Here is a 20,495-nt window from a genome sequence, read left to right on the forward strand (position 1 = left end):
GTGATTGTCCAATTGAAAACCAGGAAGTAAATAAAATGCAATTATCGGAGCTATTTTTCGAAAGAGAAAAAGGTATTCTTATCGTCATATCAGGACCATCCTGTGCAGGAAAGGGAAGTGTCTGTAAGATAATATGTCAAAAAAATCCGGACCTCCGTCTTTCCATTTCTGAAACTACTAGAAAACCACGGAATTATGAAAAACAGGGGCGAGATTATTTTTACGTTTCAAAAGAAAGTTTTGAAACAAGAATTGAGCAGGGACAATATTTAGAGTATGCGACGGTTTACGAAAATTATTATGGAACCCCCAAAGATTATGTTGAAAACTTACTTGAATCCGGATATGATGTTATTCTGGAGATCGATATTCAAGGTGCAGCAAAGGTGAGAAGTAATTTCAAAGAAGGAATCTATATTTTTATTGTGCCACCTTCAATGCAGGAATTACGACGAAGAATTGAAGAACGGGGTACTGAAAGTACGGAACAAATGGAAATGCGATTGAACTGTGCCTATGAAGAAATGAGAAATGCTGACGATTATAGTTATATCGTTATTAATGATGACCTTGAAGATGCCGCACGAAGAGTTCAAAGTATTATTACTGCGGAAAAATGTCGGACAGAACGATTGAAAAATAAAATTGAAGATATACTTGGGAGGTAAAGATGCGATATCCAGCATTAAATGATTTAATAAAAAAAGCGGGCAATAAGTATTCGTTGGTGAATGCAACGGCGAAAAGAGCGAGAGAGATAGTTGAAGGGGATGAACCCCTAGTGAAAATAAAAATTGACAACCCGGTGACGATTGCAACCAATGAAATAGCAGAAGATATGATTCGTTTGGCACCCAAAAAAGAATCAGAATTAGAAGAAGATAATAATAAGGATGAATCGGACATGATACTGTTTGTTGACGAGAAAATTGAAGTCTCATCGTTTATAAAAGCATAGGAATGACGGTACTGTGAAAATTGCGGAAGTCTTTTTAAATCAAAAGAACAAGCGGATAGACCATGCCTATGATTATGTTGTTCCCCAAGAACTGGAAATTTTAATAAAAAAAGGGATGCGTGTAGTAGTTCCTTTTGGTATTGGAAATCGCAGAATGGAAGGTTTTGTCACTGGTGTGAAAGAGGCATCTGACTATCCGGGTAAAATAAAAAAAATACACGAAAACATTGATAAAGAAGCAATTTTAAATGAAGAACAAATAGAACTGTGTCTTTGGATGAAGGCCTGCTATTGTTCTTTATTTTATGAAGCCCTTTCTTATTTCACCATGGGCATTAAAACCATTCAGGAAATTAATTATTTTAAAAATCAAGGTAATTTTTCTCTGGATTTAAATGAGAATTGGTTTATGAATCATTATTTTAACACGGGAAATGAAGTAGTATCGCATAGAAAAGTAAAACAAGATGACCAAGTTATATTAGATCAGCTCCTTAAAAAAAAAGTGATTGATTCAGTTAAAACTTGGAAAACCATTTTTGCGAATGAAGAGCAGACGCACGATACCTATCATTTAACGGAAACTGGACGTCAATTACTTCAGAATGATAAAAAATTGGGAAAAAAGCAGCGAATGCTTCTTGAATATTTAAACTGCAAGGATATGAGCGGAGCCGAACTGAAAATGTGCTCCACTCGTTTTGATAAAAGCTTAGAGCCGCTGATCTTAAAAGCCTATATAACCAGGACGGCGGTTTTATTTCAGGGAGAAACGGGTACATTTTCAGAAATTAATAAGATTAATGGACCCGCGGTTATCCTCACCGATGAAGAAAAAACAAAGTATAACAAATACAACCAGTTAATAAAAAAAAATCATGGAATCTTCTTTCATGTCTTTGATGCAGTCAGTAAATACCGTTTGTTTTTTAAGGCAATTGAAGACAAAATAAAGGCAAATCAATCCGTTGTCGTTATTTTCCCTGAAGTGAATATGACATTTCAGCGGATGGAAATGTTCTATAAATATTTTGGCGAAAAAGTTGGCGTTTTTCATGGCCGACTGACGCCAAAAGAACGATTTGCGTTATTTGAAAATGTTAAAAGTGGCCGCATCCAAGTAGTTATTGGCGTTGGATCTTCTTTATTCTTACCATTTAAAAATTTAGGGCTTATTATTATTGATGATGAACATGATTCGTCACATACTACCATATCGGCTCCTAAATTTCACATTACAGATATTGCCAAAAAAATTAGTGAAATAATGAAAATAGCTTATATTTTGGCAGATGATATGCCAAGGATCGCCATTTGGTATCAAATTGAGAACAAAGAACTAAACAAACTTCAAATTGGAGAACCGCAGAAGCGTCAAAATAAAATTGAAATTATAGATATGCAGAAAGAAATACGCAGTGGCAATATGAGTGTTTTGAGCCGTCAATTAATTAAACAGCTTAAATTGTCTTTACAACAGAAACGCATGAGCGTGCTTTTTATTAATAATAAGGGTTATGCGAATAGTATTTTCTGTAGAAATTGCGGACATGTTATAAAATGTCCGAACTGCAACGTTTCTTTAAAATATTTTATAAATGATCATGCTTTGCATTGTCATTATTGCGGACATCAAGAAGCGATTCCAGTTCACTGTTCTGTTTGTGGCAGCGATAAAATTCGGTATCTGGGTCTCGGTATTGATCAACTAGAAGAAAATATAAAAAAAATATTTCCAAATGCCCGAATCAAAACAGTGCAGGGAAATTTAAATCGATCGGAAATAAAGAAAACAAATCGAGCGTTATTAAACGGAGAAATTGATATTTTTATCGGAACCCAGGTGCTGATCAATCATTTCAGCTTTTTTCACGTCGGTTTAACAGCTGCTATTTTGATTGATCAGGATCTCAATCAAGGGGATTATCGAGCATCAGAAACTGTTTATCAAACATACAGCCGCTTTTTCGAGAAAACAATGGGAAATGAAACGGTTGGACTCATTCAAACAAACGAACCGGAAAATGATACGATTTATTCAATCGTCAATGAAGAATTCCAGGAATTCTATCGGGAAGAAATACGTTATCGAAAACTAATGAAATATCCGCCAATCGTCAATATGATTGTTTTTGGGGTATTTCAAAAAAATGAAAAAGAAACAGAAAATGATGCATTTAAATTGTACGTTGCGCTAAAGAGCAGTTTCAAAAAGGCTGGTGACTGGCACGCGATTTATAAACCGATTCGCCTTGGCATTACGAAAGGCGGTAATGTGAAGTATCAGATTGTATTAAAAATATCGGATTTAAGCACATTTCAGAAGATCATGATGGAAATAATTAAATTGGGTGTAATTGAAAAATTGAAGTCAAAAGTTTCAATTCAGATTAATCCATAAAATATAAAATCAAGGAGGAATAAATGGCAATTAGACAAATAAGGATCGATGATGACCCAATTCTTAGAAAAAAATCAAAGGTCATTCAAGATGTTAATGAAAAAATAAGAATTTTAAGTGAAGATATGATTGAAACGATGAAATCTGCTGACGGAGTTGGTTTGGCAGCGCCGCAGGTCGGTATTTTAAAAAGAATCGTTGTGATTGATGTCGGGGATGGCCCGGTCGCATTTATCAATCCAAGCATTCTTTCAACAGATGGCGAAGTGATTGATGAAGAGGCCTGTTTAAGTTTACCTGAATGTTCTGGAAAAGTCTCTCGTCCACAATCATTGGTGGTGGAAGCGACTGATATCGAAGGCAAAATTTTTCGCCTTAGCTGTTCAGACTTGTTAGCCCGAGCAGTATGCCATGAACTGGATCATCTTGATGGCATTTTATTTATTGATCACGTAATAGAATGAAAAATTTAAAAATTGTTTTTATGGGAACAACAGACTTTGGTGTTCCGGCTCTGGAAAAATTGGTTTTGTCCGGCTACAAGGTGGCCGCCGTTGTGTGTCAACCGGATCGACCGAATAAAAGAGGAAAAAAAATAGCAATCCTGCCATTAAAAGAAAAAGCTGTGGAGCTTGGCATTCCGGTTTTACAGCCGGAAAAGATTAAAGCGCAGGAATTTGTTGAGCAATTGAAAACCTATCAAGCGGATGTTTTTATTGTCGCTGCTTATGGACAGTTTTTATCAAAAGAAATTCTGCAAATGCCCCACTATGGTTCTTTGAACATCCATGGTTCGCTGCTGCCTAAATATCGCGGCGCGGCACCTATTCAACGGGCTATCATTGATGGTGAGCCAAAATCAGGAGTAACCATCATGCAAATGAGGGAGGGAATGGACACTGGTGATATGATAGCCAAAGCAGAATGTCCAATTACGGAAACAACAACTTATGAAGCTCTGCATGAGGCATTATCTACAGCCGGGGCTGAGTTGTTAATGATCACGCTGGAAGATTTAATAACAGGCAAGGCACAACCGATTCCCCAGAATGAAGAACAGGCTACTTATGCGGACAAAATACAGAAGGATACCGGACACATTAATTGGAACGAAACAAGTTCAGCTATTTTGTCATTAATAAATGGAACAGATCCGCATCCTGGTGCTTACGTGTTTTATAAAGAAGAAAAAATAAAATGCTTTTCTCCAAAGATAATGACTTGGGAAGGTGAAGAAACACCAGGAACTGTGCTGATGGCCAATGATAAAGAAGGAATGATTGTCAAGACAAAAGATGGAGCATTAATAATCGGAGATATACAAGCGCCAGGAAAAAAAAGAATGAAGTCAACCGTTTTTCTTCGTGGAAAATCCATGCAGATTGGAACAATTTTAAAATAGACTAAGAAGTTCTTTAGAAAACCATGATACAATAATTGACATTATGAAATTATAAACAACCCTTAATACTAGGAGGATAACAGATGTATTTTATACCATTTGATTGGACATTTTTAATACTTATTCCAGGAGTGATTTTAGCTGCTTTTGCCCAATATCAGGTAAGTAGCGCTTACAAAGCATACAGTAAAGTTGCAACCAAAACTGGTGTTACCGGTGCTGAAGCGGCTCGAACATTATTAAACAGTAATGGACTAAGTATGATTGGTATTGAGAATGTAGCGGGTAATTTAACGGATCATTATGATCCAAGGAGTAAAGTGATGCGTTTATCACAGGGGGTTGGCCAACAGGCGAGCATTGCCGCCGTCGGTGTGGCAGCCCATGAAACAGGACATGCTATTCAGGACAAAGAAGGATATTGGCCACTTCGTTTCAGAAGCTTTATGGTTCCAATTACCGGATTTGCCTCAAATCTGGCCTGGCCTTTGTTTTTTCTGGGATTTTTCTTTGCACAGACATCATGGGGAATGGCGTTCATGGACTTTGGAATTATTCTTTTTTCACTCGCGCTGTTATTTAGCGTCATCACCTTGCCAGTAGAATTTAATGCCAGTAGACGAGCCATTGCGGCCCTGATGGATAATCATCTGATTCTGCCGGGGGAAGAAGTGGGCGTAAAAAAAGTATTGCGAGCCGCCGCCTTGACTTATGTTGCAGCCGCGCTAATGTCTTTATTAACGCTTTTACGATTAATAATATTAAGAGGTTCAAGGGATTGATGAATATTCGACAACAAGCATTAGAAACGCTGCTGAAAATTAATTATGATGGCGCTTATTCAAATCTTGAAATTAAAAAGACATTGTCTGAGAATCCAATGAAGGATGAGGATCGACGGCTTTTCCTTAATCTTGTTTACGGGTGCCTTCAAAATCAAATTTATTTAGATTATATTATTAAACAGCATAGCAGCAGACCGGTGAATAAGCTTCACAAGGAAGTCAGTGAAATTCTGAGAATAGCTATTTATCAATTATATTTTCTAGATAAGATACCCAATTATGCCATTGTCAATGAATCGGTTAATTTGGCGGCTGCAGTTCAGCCACAAGCGAAAGGATTTATTAATGGTGTTTTGAGAAATATCATGAGAAAAATTGAGAAAGATGGCAAAGAATTTAAGTTTGAAAACTGGAAAAATGAAAAGGAAGCCTTATCGGTTCGTTATTCAGTACCGCTTTGGATCGTACATAAATACTATGAGACCTATGGAAAACTAGAGGCAGAATCAATCATACCACTGCTTAATGAAAAACCGCCGTTTACGATTCGGTGTAATACATTAAAAACATCCCGACAAGATTTAATCGAAAATTTCGAAAAACTTGGTGTTGAAGCGGTTCCCGGGACGTTGTCGCCACAGGCAATTCAGCTAAATAATTTGGGAGTGTTCGAAAACAATATAGAAGACACCTTTTTATACAAAGAAGGATTTTTTGTAATTCAAGATCAGGCCGCTTTATTGACGGTTGAACGTCTCAATCCTAAGCCCGGCCAAAGGGTTTTGGATATGTGTGCAGCACCTGGCGGAAAAACGACCTATCTTAGCCAACTGATGAACAACGAAGGCGAAATTATTGGCCGGGATATCTTTCCCAATCGGTTGAAACTGATCAGACAGGCAATGAGACGATTGGATTGTTCGAATATCTTATTGGAAGAACAAGATGGCTGTGAATTTTTGGCGAGAGATAAAGAATCTTTTGATAAAATTTTACTGGATGTTCCCTGTACAGGGTTAGGCGTCATTAGACGAAAACCCGAAATAAAGTATCATGGCACCAAAGAGGGAAGAAAAGACTTAGTAAAAATTCAAAGCACACTTTTAGAAAACGCGGTTAATTATTTAAAACCGGGCGGAGAACTTTTGTATTCAACTTGTACAATAAACAAAGACGAAAATGAAAATCAAATAAATAAACTTTTACTGAAGTTTCCGGAACTTAAAGTGATTCCAGATAAAAATGACAAGGCTTATACCTATACCAGTCCATTAATGGACAGCAGTGATGCATTCTTTATGTGTTTGCTAAAAAAATAAAAATGAGTTCTTGCAAAACTTTGAAGCTGCCTTAGAAATAATGCAGCTTTTATATTTAATTTTGACAAAGTCAGTTGTTAAACGAAATACTCATGGATAGACTGGCTGGAACCACAGTGAAACGCATAAATCGTCTTTATTGTCGGTTGTTATAAAACAATGATTTTTATACCATAGCAATTTAAAGAGAAAAAAATTTGAAAAAATTGTATAAAAGCAGTTTTTTTGATATAATAGATTAGTCTATGTAAAGAAAGCTCATTGAAGATAATACTTCGTCAGAAGTTAGGGGGCAAAACATGAAGGAAAATATTTTCGGAAAAGATCTAAAAGAATGTGAAACCCTGATGGTTGATCGTAAAGAGGCAAAGTATCGTGGAGATCAGCTGTTCCAATGGCTTTATGAAAAAAGAAGTGAATCTTTTAATGAAATGACGAATTTTTCAAATCAGCTTAGAGAGAAATTATCAAAAGATTTTCTATTGACTCATGGTAGAATTGCACAGATACAGGAAGATCACCATGACGGCACAAAGAAATTTCTAATTGAACTTTTTGATAAACAATACATCGAAACAGTTTTAATGCATTATCAGCATGGGGCATCACTTTGCGTATCAACACAGGTTGGATGCAATATGGGCTGCAAATTTTGTGCATCAACAAAAGGCGGCAAGATTCGCGATCTGACTGCCGGCGAAATATTGGATCAGATTTTTTTAGTGGAAAAAAACGATGATCTTCGGATATCAAATATTGTGATCATGGGAATAGGCGAACCACTTGAAAACTATCAGGAGGTTCTTAAATTTATTCATCTTGCCAATGATGGTTTTGGGATTGGCCAAAGAAAAATTAGTCTGTCCACCTGTGGGATCGTGCCGGGAATTAAGGCATTAGCACAAGAAAATCTACAGATAAATCTAGCTATTTCTCTTCATTCCGTATTTCAGGAACGTCGTAAAGAAATAATGCCGATTGCAAATAAATATAAATTGGACACATTGATTTCAGCTTGTCAGGAGTATTTTGAGAAAACAGGACGGCGAATCACTTATGAATATGCAGTAATGGATGGATATAATGACCGGGATGAAGATATTAATGGACTGGTAAAACTACTGAAAGGTTCTCAAAATCACTTAAATCTTATTGGCTTAAATGAAATTGAAGAAGTTGCTTATAAAGAAAGCAGCCGGTTGAACTATTTTTTTAAAGAGTTGGAAAAACGGGGAATAAATGTTACCATGAGACGTAAAATGGGGAGAGAAATTGATGCGGCTTGTGGTCAGCTTCGAAAAAAAAGATGTGAGGATAAGGTGAGTTTATGAAATGTGCCTATGGATCCAATGTTGGGTCATTAAGGAAGGTAAATCAAGATGCCTATTTGGCAGCAACGATAAAAAATGTTGATCGAATTTCTTATGTTTTTGCAGTAGCGGACGGTTTAGGCGGACATCGCAGTGGAGAAATTGCCAGTAAAACCGCAGTTGATTTTATAAAAAGTAATTTATCCAGGATCCGCAATTATTTTGATTCGGAAGAAATGATGTCTTTTGTGAAGGACATCAATATAGAATTGAAAAAAATTGGAGATGACGAGCCCGCCCGTTTAGGGATGGCAACAACTTTAACGATGTGCATTGTCGATGGCAACTTTTTATGTATTTGTCACGTCGGCGACAGTCGCGCTTATTGCATAACAAATGATGAAATAATTCGTTTAACAAAAGACCATTCATTGGTGCAAATCTTGGTGGATGAAGGCAAGATAACCCAGGCCGAAGCAGAAATTCATCCGCAGAAAAATGTGATTACCCGGGCCTTGGGAACAGATAATTCGGTCAATGTTGATTTTTATCGTTATGAAATTAATCCAGATGCAACATACCTGATATGTTCAGACGGTCTTTTTAATATGGTTTCGGATACTAATATGAGGGCCATCGTGATTGAAAATAATTTAGAAGATGCGGCCAAAAAATTGATCGATTTAGCTAATATAAATGGAGGAAGAGATAACATAACCGTTGTGTTATTCAATCCTTTGGAAGGAGTGCCAGATGCTCAGTAGAACATTAGGAAAACGATATGAAATTGTAGAGCTCATCGGACGAGGCGGAATGGCCTACGTTTATAAAGCTCGGGATCTTAAACTAAACCGTTATGTAGCGGTAAAAGTACTCCGAGAAGAATATACCGAAAACGAACAGTTTATTAAAAAATTTGATCGAGAATCCCAGGCCGTTGCCTGTTTGTCACATCCCAATATTGTGGGAATATATGATGTTGGGGTTCAAGATAATATTTATTATATCATTATGGAATTCGTGGATGGCATTACGCTCAAGCAATACCTCGTAAAGAAGGGTCGCTTAGACTATGTCGAAGCAACACGATTTGTAATGGATATATCAAATGCGCTTCGATGTGCCCACGAAAATAAAATCATTCATCGTGATATCAAGCCACACAATATCTTGCTAACCCGGGATTTAGTTCCGAAAGTAGCAGATTTTGGCATAGCCAGAGCCATTACCAGTTCAACGGTAACCATGACGAATCAAACCATGGGATCAGTACATTATATTTCACCTGAACAAGCCCGAGGGGGATTTGTTGATGAACGGTCAGATCTCTATTCATTGGGAATCTTGTACTATGAATTATTAACTGGAAAGCTTCCGTTTGATGAAGAAAATACCGTAACGATTGCCATTAAACATATTCAGGAACAGATTGTTCCGCCAAAAGAATTAGAACCGAGCATACCGGAAAGTGTTAATCAAATTGTGCTGAAGCTCACCATGAAAAAACCGGATGATCGGTATCAAAATGCAGATGAACTCATGGAAGATCTGGAAACAATTTTGGAAAACTCAAATACCGGCAGTGGAGACGGAAAAACCCTGATGAACGGTGGAAATGACACCCATATTATTCGCGAAGGATTGTTTCAAGTCGAGAATACCGGAAGTCATGAAGCGGTCCATCCGGATGACGATGACGACGATGATGACTATTATTATGAAACACCTGAAGAAACAGCTAAACGAAAAAAGAAACGCAAGATTATTTTGTTTTCAGTTTTAGCGGCTATTGCGCTAATTGCGCTAGGAGCCGTTGCTTATACGTTTTTTTCGGCAAAAACAGTTTCCGTACCGGATATCAAAGGTAAAACAGTAGCCGAGGCGACGGCAGCCCTTCAAAAAGTTGGCTTAACGCTAGAGGACGAAAAAGAAGTTTACAATACCGATGTTGCGGCAGGGCTGGTGATCAGCCAAAATCCCGAGAGTGCCACAGCAATAAAAACGGGAAAAACGGTAAAAGTAACGGTGAGTCTTGGTGTCAAAACCGGAACAGTCCCGAGTGTCATAGGAATGAGCGAATCAGAGGCCGTTAAAGCGATTGAAACAGCAAATTTTGTTGTTGGTGAAATAAAAAGAGAATACAACAGCAACTATAACGCGGATATTGTATTTCAAATGAGTCCAACAGGAAATACAACGGCTAATGAAGGTACAAAAGTGAACATATCAGTGAGCAAAGGTGAAAATCTTGTAACGGTACCGAGCGTGATTGGTCAAACCGAAGCCGATGCCAAAAGCAGCCTTACCAATGCCGGCTTGACAATGGGAACAATAACCTACGAAACAAGTACCCAGTATGCTCAGGGAATGGTGATCAGACAATCGCCAAGTGATGGAACCCAGGCAGTTTCCGGTTCAGAAGTGGCACTTGTTGAGAGCAGTGGAAAAATATCGACTCAGAAAATAAGTATTAGCTTAAGTGATTATATCAAAACAAAACCGACAAAATCAGTCAAAGTCAAGGTTGTCTTGTATGCTGATGATAAAAGTGAAAAAACGATATATGAGGGAACAAATATGTCAGATGACACCTTCTCTGTGAATGCAGAGGGAGTTGGTCGAGAAATTTATGAAGTGTTTATTGATGGGGCCAGCGTTGGGACCAGTTATATTGATTTTTAAAAACAAGGAGGTTTGATACTTGATATCAGACAAAAGCGTGATTGGAAAAATAATAAAGGGAATCGGCGGATTTTATTATGTAAAAACTCAGATATCTGATGAAGTTTTGGAATGTAAAGCAAGAGGCGTATTAAGACATCAAAAAATCATTCCAACTGTTGGTGATGAAGTGATGATTCAATCGGATAACCCGGGAGAATGGATGATTGAATCCATTCTCCCAAGAAAAAATATATTTTTAAGACCTCCTGTGGCCAATGTTGACATTGGCCTCATTGTTTTTTCGATGAAAAATCCAAAACCCAATTTACTGCTTTTAGATATGCTGTTAATCAGCTCGGAAATTCAGAATGTAAAACCGGTTATCTGTTTTACTAAACGAGATTTAATAAGTGCTGGTGAGGAAGGCGCATTAAGAGAAATATACGAAAAAACCCCATATAAGCTATTCTTTTTCAGTAACGATGATTTAGCGGCAATGGATGAAATCATCCGGGAAATAGGTGGTAAAACAGCTTTTATGGCAGGACCATCAGGCGTCGGGAAGTCAACAATGGCAAATTACCTGTGTGCGGACCAGACCATGGAAACAGGAACCCTCAGTATAAAAGTAAAAAGGGGGAAGCATACAACCCGTCATGTCGAACTGCTGGAGACAAAAAATGGCGGTTATTTACTTGATACGCCGGGATTTACATCGTACAAATTATCAGAGATGATCAAACCGGAAGAACTAAGAGATTATTTTCCCGAATTTCCAAGAGGAGAATGTCGATTTAAAAGTTGTCTTCATAATGAAGAACCAGGGTGTATTGTAAAAAAGGCAGTGGAAAATGGCAGTATCAGTTCAGTTCGATACGAACATTATGTGAGTTTGCTGGAGGAAATAAAGAAGGACCAATTCAGATGAATGTGATTATTTTTACAAATGGAGACTATACCAGTCTGGAATTTTACGAAGCGTATATAAAAAGAATCAATCAGCCGTACATTATTTGTGCCGATGGTGGAGCGAATTTTGCAAAAAAACTCAATATCATGCCGGATATTATTTTAGGTGATATGGATTCCATCAGTCGGGAAACAACAGCATTTTATCGAAATGTTAAATACAAACGTTATCCGGTTAGAAAAGACGAAACAGACACCGAACTTGCCATTAATCACGCCATCAAAATGGGCGCCTCAGAAGTGACCATTTTAGGTGCACTGGGATCTCGGCTGGATCATAGTTTAGGGAATATATTTTTATTGACGTGCTTTCTGGATGTCGGAATAAAAGGAAAGATCGTCAACGAGAAAAACATTATATTTTTAATCAAAGAAAATGAAACTTTTGAATTTCCCATCGGAACAGTGGTTTCTTTATTGCCCATTGGGGGAGATGTTGAGGAAATAAATATTAGTGGTTTTGAATACCCGATCGTTAATGGACGAATGACGATGAATAAGCCTTATGGAATCAGTAATGTTGTCATTCATCAGGAACAAAAAATCGCCTTTGAAAAGGGGCTGCTGCTGGTTATTATATCTGAAGATTGAAGCGTTTATTAGATAAAGAAAAAAGAGCCTCATAAAAAGACTCTTTCACTATCTTACCGAAAATGAAGGAGCCTAAGCTCGTTCAACTTTTCCGGATCTTAAACAACGTGTACAAACACTGACTCGAAGTGGCGTACCTTCAACTACAACTTTTACTCTCTGCAGATTGGGTTTCCAAACTCGTTTACTGTGCTTATTTGAATGACTGACCTGATTGCCAGAAACAACGGTTTTTTTACATACAAAACATTCTTTAGCCATGACATAACCTCCCTTACGCTTACCTTTTATAAAACAAAATGTATTATATCATGAAAAATAAAAATAAAGCAATAGAATTTTTGACTTCATGAAGATAATTATGTAAAATAGAGAAAGAAAAAACAAAGGAGTAAATTCGATGAAAATAATTAATGATCTAGGATACATTGATATTACGCGAAAGGCCATTGCAGATATTGCCGGAAATGCGGCGATGGAGTGTTATGGTTTAGTTGGAATGGCCCACAAACGGGGCAAGGATGGTTTGATCGAAATTCTCTCAGGGGATCAGGCAAACAAAGGGGTAGGCGTTAAGATTGAAGAGGATCATCTAATTATCGATCTTTATGTGATTATTGAATATGCCATAAAAATATCGGTGGTTGCAGAAAATATTATTTCTAATGTGAAATATCAGGTTGAAAAACAAACATCATTGAAGGTAAGACGAATCAGTGTAAATGTCGTAAGCGTGCGCGTATAAATGGAGGACAGAATGAAAACTCAGACAATTGACGGAGAGATGCTAGTAAAAATGTTCCGGTATGGTGCAAAGAATTTAGAAATCAACAAGAGAATTGTGGACGAGCTCAATGTCTTTCCAGTTCCAGATGGAGATACCGGGACTAATATGTCATTAACCTTTAACCATTCAGTATCAGAATTTGATAAAATAGAAATTTTAAATGTCTATAGCGTAGCTAAAACGGCATCATCAGGTGCTCTTATTGGCGCTCGTGGAAATTCAGGCGTTATTTTATCGCAGCTGCTTCGCGGCTTTGCAGAAGGCTGTAAAGGTCAGGACTACCTGGATGTGGGATTATTGGGAAACGCCATTAAATTGGCAGCAGACGTGGCATATAAGGCCGTTATGAAACCAACGGAAGGCACGATTCTTACCGTTGCCCGGGAAATGGGCGAGTTTGCGATGGCGAAAATAAATGACTATGATGGGCTGGAAACATATTTGTTGGATGTGATCAACCATGGAAAAGCAACCTTGCAAAAAACTCCGGAAATGCTGCCGGTGTTAAAAGAAGCAGGCGTAGTCGATGCTGGTGGACAAGGTCTTATTTGTATCGTGGAAGGTGCTCTGAAAGCATTAATAAATGAAGAACTCGGAGTTGAGATTGAAATCAATTCAGGCAGTCTTGATAAATTTGTGGATGATTCTTACATGAAAGCTGAAGACATAACCTTTGGTTATTGTACCGAGTTCATTATCAAAAATGCTTTAGAAGTGAATGATGATGAGTTAAGAGAATACTTTAATACCCTGGGCGATTGTGTATTAGTTATTAAGGATGATGAGATTGTCAAAGTCCATTTACATACGGATCATCCCGGTCTTGCTCTGGAACGGGCTGGAAGCCTGGGCAGTTTAACCCGATTAAAAATAGATAATATGCGGGAGCAATTTGAAGATAAAGGAACAAAAACAGAAACGATCCCAAAACCATACGGCTTCATTGCCGTTTCGCCTGGTGATGGATTAACAAAACTTTTTAAAGATCTGGGAGTCACGCAGGTTATTTCCGGCGGACAGACAATGAATCCGAGTACCCAGGATTTTTTAAATGAAGTGGATCAATTAAATGCGGATACTATTTTTATTTTTCCAAACAACAGCAATATTATTATGGCGGCCAAACAAGCGAGTGAAATATCAGATAAGCAAGTTATTGTAATTCCGTCAAAATCGATTCCGCAATGTATTGCCTCGATGTTGGCATTTTCTCCAGAAGCTCAGGCAGCAGAGAATCATGAGGCGATGACAGCAGCGATTGAAAATGTGGCAACCGGAGAAGTAACCTATGCTGTTAGAGATACGAAAATCAATGGATTGAAAATTAAAAAGTCAGATGTAATTGGAATAACCAGTGGTGAGATTAAATTTACAGGAAAAAGTATCCAAAAAGTGACAAGAGATTTATTAACTTCGATGGTCAACGAGGACAGTGAACTTATTTCTATTTATTACGGGAAGGATACCCCCAAAGAAGAAGCAAATGCTTTAGCCGATGAACTTACCGAAGTTTTTGAAGATTGTGACGTTGAAATTCATTACGGAGGACAACCGCTGTATTATTATATTGTATCAGTAGAGTAGTATTGATCGTTACACATTGAAATGGGGATGCTGTCATGAAGTGGGAAGATTCACTCATTAACATAAAAGGTGTTGGACCAAAACGAAAAGAAGCCTTGGAAAAACATGGCATAAAAACGATTGGAGATCTTTTGAGTTTTTATCCCAGAAAATATATCGATCGTAATGTTTTAGGATCGACAGACAACATTTCTGAAGAGTCTGAGGTCTCCATTAGGGCTCAAGTTTTAAATAAAGGTCGAGTTCAGCGCATTCGTGGAAACCTTTCAATTTTTACATTATCGCTATTGTGGGAAGATAAAAAAATTGCGGCGGTATTCTTTAATCAGCCGTATTTAAAAAATACCTTACATGAATATCAGGAATACTTCTTTTATGGGAAAATCAAAACTGCGGGTGCCATGATGAAAATAATGAACCCGCAGTTTGTAGCAGTGGAAAATCCGGGAAGTTTCTTTGAGTTAACACCGGTTTATTCGCATATTTCAGGAATTCCCAACAATACGATTCATAAAATCTTAACTCAGATTTTTAGTGATGACTTGGAAATTGCGGATCATCTTCCCGAATCGATTCGAAGATCAGAAAAGCTGTTGGATTTGAAAGCTGCTTTGAAAGCCATTCATTTTCCCAAAAGGGCAGATGAAGTATTACGAGGAATCGAGCGGTTGAAATTTAATGAGGCGCTTAAAATAAATATCGGAATCATATCAAATTCCTGGGGGAAAAAGGTTTCAGATATCAGCATCACCTCATTTGAGGGAATCAATATTTTGATGAATAATCTGCCTTATGAACTAACAAAGAGTCAACGAGCTGTGATTGACGACATGATGGCAGACATAAAAAGTGGACAGGTAATGAATCGCTTGGTTCAGGGCGACGTTGGCTCAGGAAAAACCGTTATTGCAATCATTGCTGCCTGTTTAATGGCACAAAATGGCTACCAAACGGCTTATATGGCGCCAACCGAAATTTTAGCCCAACAGCATGGAAGAAACTTTAAAGAATTGTTGGTTAACATGGGTATCAGTGTTGAAGTCGTTACTGGGAGTATCAAGGCAAAAGAAAAAAAAGAGATTCTTGATCGGGTTGCTAAAGGAGCAGTCTCCATCATTATAGGGACTCACGCACTTATTCAAGAATCGCTAGAGTATTATAACCTGGGTATGGTGATTACCGATGAACAACATCGCTTTGGTGTCAAACAAAGAAGTCAGCTTGCATTAAAAGGAAATCAACCCCATACCATGGTGATGAGCGCAACCCCTATTCCAAGAACATTGTCTCTGATTTTATATGGCGATTTGAGTGTTTCCTATATCGATGAATTGCCAAAGGGCAGAAAACCTATAAAAACATATTGTTATGATGAAGCTTCACTCCATAAAATAGTTGCATTTTTAGAAGATGAAATAGTTAAAGGCCGACAAAGTTTTGTTATTTGTCCGTTTATAGAGGCTTCCGAAGAAATGGAGGAAGTACGGGATACCGAGACGGTATACAATGAGTTGCAGAAGAAAATGAATCCGAAATACCAGATTGGCTGTCTGCATGGACGTTTGAAAAATGACGATAAGGAATCAATCATCAAGGCCTTTAATCAGGGAGAAATTGATTGTTTGGTGGCTACCAGTATCATTGAAGTCGGTATCGATGTCCCTAATGTAAGTGCCATGGTGATACTCAGCGCCGATCGTTTTGGTCTTTCGCAACTCCACCAGCTTCGCGGTCGGGTTGGCCGTGGTAAACATCAATCCTATTGTTTCCTTGTTACAAATTCAAAAAGCAAAGAGACCTTATCTCGGATGAAGGTTATTGTAAACAACAGCAGTGGGAAAAAAATTGCGGATGAAGATTTTCGTTTAAGGGGACCAGGGGATTATTTTGGATTTAAACAACATGGGCTTCCGAAATTCGGGTTGCTTAACCCGATGGAAGAGCTTGCTTTAATAGAAAAAACGAAAATAATCGCCGATATGATTTTTCAATCAAATGAAAAAGAGATGATGAACTTTCGCAATGAAGTGTTGCAATCCTTTTATCAGGATATTGAAGAGGTTTCGTTCACTTAGGAGGGGAAATGCGGATAATAGCAGGAGAAAAGCGCGGGAAAAAACTAATGAGTTTTCCAGGAGATAAGATACGACCAACAACGGATAAAGTAAAAGGCGCAATTTTCAACAGTCTTCAGAATGAAGTAAGAGAAGCAAAAGTTTTTGTGGATCTTTTTGCAGGAACAGGAGCGATGGGAATTGAAGCCTTAAGCCGCGGAGTAGAAACAGCGTATTTTTTTGATCTGTCACAGGATAGTGTCCAGATTATAAAAAAGAACCTGGCTTTAACGGGCTATGAATCCAGGGCAAAAGTATTTAATTTGTCTGCGGAAAAAGGATTGGAATGGTTATATAAAAATAAAGTGAATTGTGATATTATTTTTATGGATCCTCCTTATGCCCAGGGCGAGGAAACAATAAGCTTCATAGAAATGATTTCTGAAAAAGAAATTCTTTCAGGAAATGGAAAGTTAGTGATAGAATCGAAAATATCTGTTATAATGCCAATAGAAAAAAAGAATTTAACGTGTTACAAATCAAAAAAATATGGTATCACGACAGTTAGTTATTATGCTGGGGAGAATTATGAGTGAGAAAATTGCAGTTTATCCAGGGAGCTTTGATCCCATAACAAAAGGTCATCTTGACATGATTGAAAGAGCAACTAAAATATTTGATAAGGTGATTGTTTGTGTTATGGTTAACAGTAGCAAAGATTATCTTTTCACCTGTGAGGAACGGGTACAGTTAATTCAAGATTGTATCGGAGGATTGGGCAATGTTGAAGTCGATTCTTATGACGGTCTCCTCATCGATTATGTAAGATCAAGAAACACCAATATTATTGTCAAGGGGCTTCGTGCTTTTTTAGATTTTGAATATGAGTTTCAAATGGCATTAACAAATAAGCATCTTGATAATGATATTGAAACATTATTTATGATATCAAGCAATAAGCATTCTTATTTAAGCTCGACATTAGTAAAAGAGCTTGTTAAATTTCAGGGGGACGTATCTGATTTCCTCCCCAAAAAAGTTGAAATTGCGTTGCAAAAGAAGTATGAGGAAGGATATATAAAATGAGGGTAATTGACTTGTTAGCAGAATTAGAAGAAGTTGTGGAAAAGGGAAACACACTGCCCTTCTCAAGCAAAGCTTTGATAGATCCTGAAGAACTTATAGAAATTATCGATGAAATTCGGGATTCAATGCCGGAGGAATTATCAGAAGCAAAAAAAATTGTTGCCGAAAGAAAAAAGATACTTTTTACCGCTCAAAGCGAAGCTGATCATATAAAAGCAGAAGCAGATAAGCGACTTAAGGAATTGATTGACACAAATGAGATAACGAAAACAGCAACAACACAGGCAAATGAAATATTGAGAAATGCCAATGCCAGTGCGAAAGCATTAAAATCCGGGACGCAAAATTATACCGATAAACTGTTGTATAGTTTTCAGCTGCAACTCAAGGAAATGAACGAAAAAATCGAACAAAATCGTAGAGAATTAAAAAACATGAAATAATGTGTAAAGGTGGGGGTGTGTGATGAGCATGCCCTCTTTTTACTATCACCCAGCGATTATAAGTGAAACCAGGTGAGGTTCGTGTTATGTGGTTCCGCTGATTTATTAAAAATAAAAGAGGTTAAGTAAAATGATAGAAGTTGGTAAAGTACAAACACTGAAAATAGAACGGATTACAGCCATTGGAGCCTATTTATCTGATGGAAATGATGAAATGAATGCGATCTTGCTACCGGAAAAAGAAGTCCCCAAGACGGCTCGGGTAAATGACGAGATGGAGGTTTTTGTATATCGGGATTCCCAGGATCGTTTCATTTCAACAACGCGTCGGCCTAAAATTCAATTAGGCGAATTTGCTGCACTGAAAGTGGTGGATATCACAAAAGTTGGAGCGTTTTTAGATTGGGGCCTGGAGAAGGACCTTTTATTACCTTATAATGAACAAACCCTTAAGGTTCAAAAGGGCCGAGATTATCTTGTGAATCTTTACACTGATAAAAGTGATCGCCTATGTGCCACGATGAAGATATATCCGTTATTAAAGGTTGGTTCCACGCATAAAGTCGGAGAATGGGTAGAAGGTTATGTTTATCAAATTAATCCGGAAATTGGAGCATTTGTGGCTATTGAAAATCTGTATCATGGATTGATACTCATGAAAGATGCAGATTCCGATATTCATTGCGGTGAAAAAGTTCATGCCAGAATATCGGAAATTCGAAATGACGGAAAACTTATTTTAAGTCCAAATAAAAAAGCGTATAAAGAAATACCAAATGATGCCATTACGATTTTAACAAAATTGAATGAAAGTCAAGGATTTTTGCCTTTCAATGATAAATCGGATGCGAATATCATAAAAAAGGAATTGAATATGAGTAAGAGCTCGTTTAAACGAGCTGTTGGTAAGTTACTGAAAGAGAAAAAAATTCGCATTACAGAACGGGGTATAGAAAAAAATGGAAGATAAGAAATCTCAAGTCGTTATAATGGGTTGCGGAGACTATGATAGCGAACTGGTTTACGAAAAACTAAAAACAGCCATTGATTTATTGGGTGGGATAGAAAAATTTGTAAACAAAGATGAGAAAATATTAATCAAGCCGAATTTACTAAGAGGAAAAAATCTGGCCTTGGCTGTTACAACCCATCCTTCTGTATTTGAAGCCGTGATAAGACTTTTAAAGGAAGCGGATATAAATAATCTGGGGTATGGAGATTCGCCAGGCTTTGGCTCTCCCGCAGGGGTAGCCAGAGACAGCGGGCTGACAGCCGTTGCGGAAAAATACAAAATTCTTTCAAAAGAGTTCAACCATGGGGAAAGTGTTGATTTTTATTTAGGGAATGTGACAAAACGTTTTGAAATTGCCCAGGGTGTACTGGAAAGTGATGGAATCATCAGTCTGTCAAAAATGAAAACACATGGCCTTACCCGAATAACGGGAGCGGTTAAAAATCAGTTTGGCTGTGTTTATGGTTTAAACAAAGGAATGTCCCACGCACGCTATCCGGATGCCAATAGTTTTTCGAAAATGCTAGTGGATTTAAATCGATACCTTAATCCCAAACTAAGGCTTTTCATTATGGATGGCATCATTGCAATGGAGGGAAATGGACCGGCATCAGGAGAACCAGTGCAAATGAAAGTGCTATTAGTATCTGATGATCCAGTCGCTCTCGATGCGACCTTCGCCAGAATGATAAATTTAGATCCGAAATTTGTGCCGACAATTGTGTATGGTGAAGAAATGGGATTGGGAAATGCCGCCGCGGAAAAGATCGAACTTTTAGGTTATCCGATTGAGGAGTTTTTCAATCCCGATTTTGACGTTGTACGGATGCCTATTGACGAAACGATCACTTCTAAATTGGCATCTTTTAACAAAATAACAAAGAGCTTGCTTATCCAAAAACCAGTTGTGGACAAGAACAAATGTGTTGGTTGCGGGGTTTGTGAACAAAGCTGTCCGGTGGAGAAAAAGGCAATCAAAATGGTACAGCGAAAACGCAGAAAATATCCTCTATATTTTTATAATCGTTGCATCCGCTGTTATTGCTGTCAGGAAATGTGCCCAGTTGGTGCTATTTCAGTAAAAACACCGATACTGGGGAAATTAGTGATCTATAAAAAATAGAACATTT

20 protein-coding genes and 1 pseudogene are annotated in these 20,495 nt (G+C 37.7%); 20 read left to right on the top strand and 1 reads right to left on the bottom strand.

The window, feature by feature from the left end; genetic code table 11:
- The first annotated feature begins 35 nt into the window (after positions 1-35).
- The 12 genes and pseudogenes from gmk to FZC40_RS01225 all read left to right on the top strand — a co-directional run bounded on the left by gmk (position 36) and on the right by FZC40_RS01225 (position 12,399).
- Positions 36-668: a guanylate kinase gene (gene gmk / locus FZC40_RS01170; RefSeq protein ID WP_243135716.1), complete on the top strand. Its 633-nt coding sequence runs from the start codon at positions 36-38 to the stop codon at positions 666-668.
- 2 nt (positions 669-670) lie between these two features.
- Positions 671-847: pseudogene (gene rpoZ / locus FZC40_RS17645) on the top strand (DNA-directed RNA polymerase subunit omega); the annotation flags it as partial.
- A 124-nt stretch (positions 848-971) separates the two neighbouring features.
- Positions 972-3,359: a replication restart helicase PriA gene (gene priA / locus FZC40_RS01180; RefSeq protein WP_148602111.1), complete on the top strand. Its 2,388-nt coding sequence runs from the start codon at positions 972-974 to the stop codon at positions 3,357-3,359.
- 23 nt (positions 3,360-3,382) lie between these two features.
- Entirely contained in the window at positions 3,383-3,823 is a 441-nt protein-coding gene (gene def / locus FZC40_RS01185; RefSeq protein ID WP_148602112.1) for a peptide deformylase, read from the top strand.
- Positions 3,820-4,761, top strand: coding sequence for a methionyl-tRNA formyltransferase (fmt, locus tag FZC40_RS01190; RefSeq protein ID WP_148602113.1), 942 nt, complete (start codon positions 3,820-3,822; stop codon positions 4,759-4,761). Before def ends, fmt begins: the two co-directional genes overlap by 4 nt.
- 83 nt (positions 4,762-4,844) lie before the next feature.
- Entirely contained in the window at positions 4,845-5,543 is a 699-nt protein-coding gene (locus tag FZC40_RS01195) for a zinc metallopeptidase (protein WP_186843613.1), read from the top strand.
- Positions 5,543-6,865 (top strand): 16S rRNA (cytosine(967)-C(5))-methyltransferase RsmB, encoded by a 1,323-nt coding sequence (gene rsmB / locus FZC40_RS01200; protein WP_148602180.1) that lies wholly within the window; start codon positions 5,543-5,545, stop codon positions 6,863-6,865. Before FZC40_RS01195 ends, rsmB begins: the two co-directional genes overlap by 1 nt.
- Positions 6,866-7,164: 299 nt before the next feature.
- Positions 7,165-8,196 (top strand): dual-specificity RNA methyltransferase RlmN, encoded by a 1,032-nt coding sequence (gene rlmN, locus FZC40_RS01205; RefSeq protein ID WP_148602114.1) that lies wholly within the window; start codon positions 7,165-7,167, stop codon positions 8,194-8,196.
- Positions 8,193-8,939 (top strand): Stp1/IreP family PP2C-type Ser/Thr phosphatase, encoded by a 747-nt coding sequence (locus tag FZC40_RS01210; RefSeq protein WP_148602115.1) that lies wholly within the window; start codon positions 8,193-8,195, stop codon positions 8,937-8,939. Before rlmN ends, FZC40_RS01210 begins: the two co-directional genes overlap by 4 nt.
- Positions 8,929-10,857: a Stk1 family PASTA domain-containing Ser/Thr kinase gene (pknB, locus tag FZC40_RS01215; protein WP_148602116.1), complete on the top strand. Its 1,929-nt coding sequence runs from the start codon at positions 8,929-8,931 to the stop codon at positions 10,855-10,857. The genes FZC40_RS01210 and pknB overlap by 11 nt, the downstream gene beginning before the upstream one ends.
- Before the next feature lie 19 nt (positions 10,858-10,876).
- Entirely contained in the window at positions 10,877-11,767 is an 891-nt protein-coding gene (gene rsgA / locus FZC40_RS01220; RefSeq protein ID WP_207724209.1) for a ribosome small subunit-dependent GTPase A, read from the top strand.
- On the top strand, positions 11,764-12,399 hold the full coding sequence (locus tag FZC40_RS01225) for a thiamine diphosphokinase (RefSeq protein WP_148602117.1): 636 nt from the start codon (positions 11,764-11,766) through the stop codon (positions 12,397-12,399). The genes rsgA and FZC40_RS01225 overlap by 4 nt, the downstream gene beginning before the upstream one ends.
- Positions 12,400-12,471: 72 nt before the next feature.
- Here FZC40_RS01225 and rpmB read toward each other — a convergent pair whose 3' ends face one another.
- Complete coding sequence (gene rpmB / locus FZC40_RS01230; RefSeq protein ID WP_148566621.1) at positions 12,472-12,660, bottom strand: 50S ribosomal protein L28; 189 nt, start codon at positions 12,658-12,660, stop codon at positions 12,472-12,474.
- 139 nt (positions 12,661-12,799) lie between these two features.
- Between rpmB and FZC40_RS01235 the strand changes: the two genes are divergently transcribed.
- The 8 genes from FZC40_RS01235 to FZC40_RS01270 all read left to right on the top strand — a co-directional run bounded on the left by FZC40_RS01235 (position 12,800) and on the right by FZC40_RS01270 (position 20,488).
- The gene (locus tag FZC40_RS01235) at positions 12,800-13,144 is read left to right on the top strand and encodes an Asp23/Gls24 family envelope stress response protein (protein WP_148566620.1); all 345 of its coding nucleotides are present in this window, start codon (positions 12,800-12,802) and stop codon (positions 13,142-13,144) included.
- A 12-nt stretch (positions 13,145-13,156) separates the two neighbouring features.
- Positions 13,157-14,770: a DAK2 domain-containing protein gene (locus FZC40_RS01240; RefSeq protein ID WP_148602118.1), complete on the top strand. Its 1,614-nt coding sequence runs from the start codon at positions 13,157-13,159 to the stop codon at positions 14,768-14,770.
- A 35-nt stretch (positions 14,771-14,805) separates the two neighbouring features.
- Positions 14,806-16,845, top strand: a complete 2,040-nt coding sequence (gene recG, locus FZC40_RS01245; protein WP_148602119.1) for an ATP-dependent DNA helicase RecG — start codon at positions 14,806-14,808, stop codon at positions 16,843-16,845.
- An 8-nt stretch (positions 16,846-16,853) separates the two neighbouring features.
- Positions 16,854-17,420, top strand: a complete 567-nt coding sequence (rsmD, locus tag FZC40_RS01250) for a 16S rRNA (guanine(966)-N(2))-methyltransferase RsmD (RefSeq protein ID WP_148602120.1) — start codon at positions 16,854-16,856, stop codon at positions 17,418-17,420.
- The gene (gene coaD, locus FZC40_RS01255) at positions 17,413-17,910 is read left to right on the top strand and encodes a pantetheine-phosphate adenylyltransferase (RefSeq protein WP_148602121.1); all 498 of its coding nucleotides are present in this window, start codon (positions 17,413-17,415) and stop codon (positions 17,908-17,910) included. Before rsmD ends, coaD begins: the two co-directional genes overlap by 8 nt.
- Positions 17,907-18,353: a hypothetical protein gene (locus tag FZC40_RS01260; protein ID WP_148602122.1), complete on the top strand. Its 447-nt coding sequence runs from the start codon at positions 17,907-17,909 to the stop codon at positions 18,351-18,353. The genes coaD and FZC40_RS01260 overlap by 4 nt, the downstream gene beginning before the upstream one ends.
- 130 nt (positions 18,354-18,483) lie before the next feature.
- Positions 18,484-19,323, top strand: a complete 840-nt coding sequence (locus FZC40_RS01265) for a CvfB family protein (protein ID WP_148602123.1) — start codon at positions 18,484-18,486, stop codon at positions 19,321-19,323.
- Complete coding sequence (locus tag FZC40_RS01270) at positions 19,313-20,488, top strand: DUF362 domain-containing protein (protein WP_148602124.1); 1,176 nt, start codon at positions 19,313-19,315, stop codon at positions 20,486-20,488. The genes FZC40_RS01265 and FZC40_RS01270 overlap by 11 nt, the downstream gene beginning before the upstream one ends.
- The last annotated feature ends 7 nt before the right edge of the window (positions 20,489-20,495 follow it).

It is taken from the genome of Acetobacterium tundrae (genome assembly GCF_008086615.1).
GTDB classification, from domain to species: domain Bacteria; phylum Bacillota; class Clostridia; order Eubacteriales; family Eubacteriaceae; genus Acetobacterium; species Acetobacterium tundrae.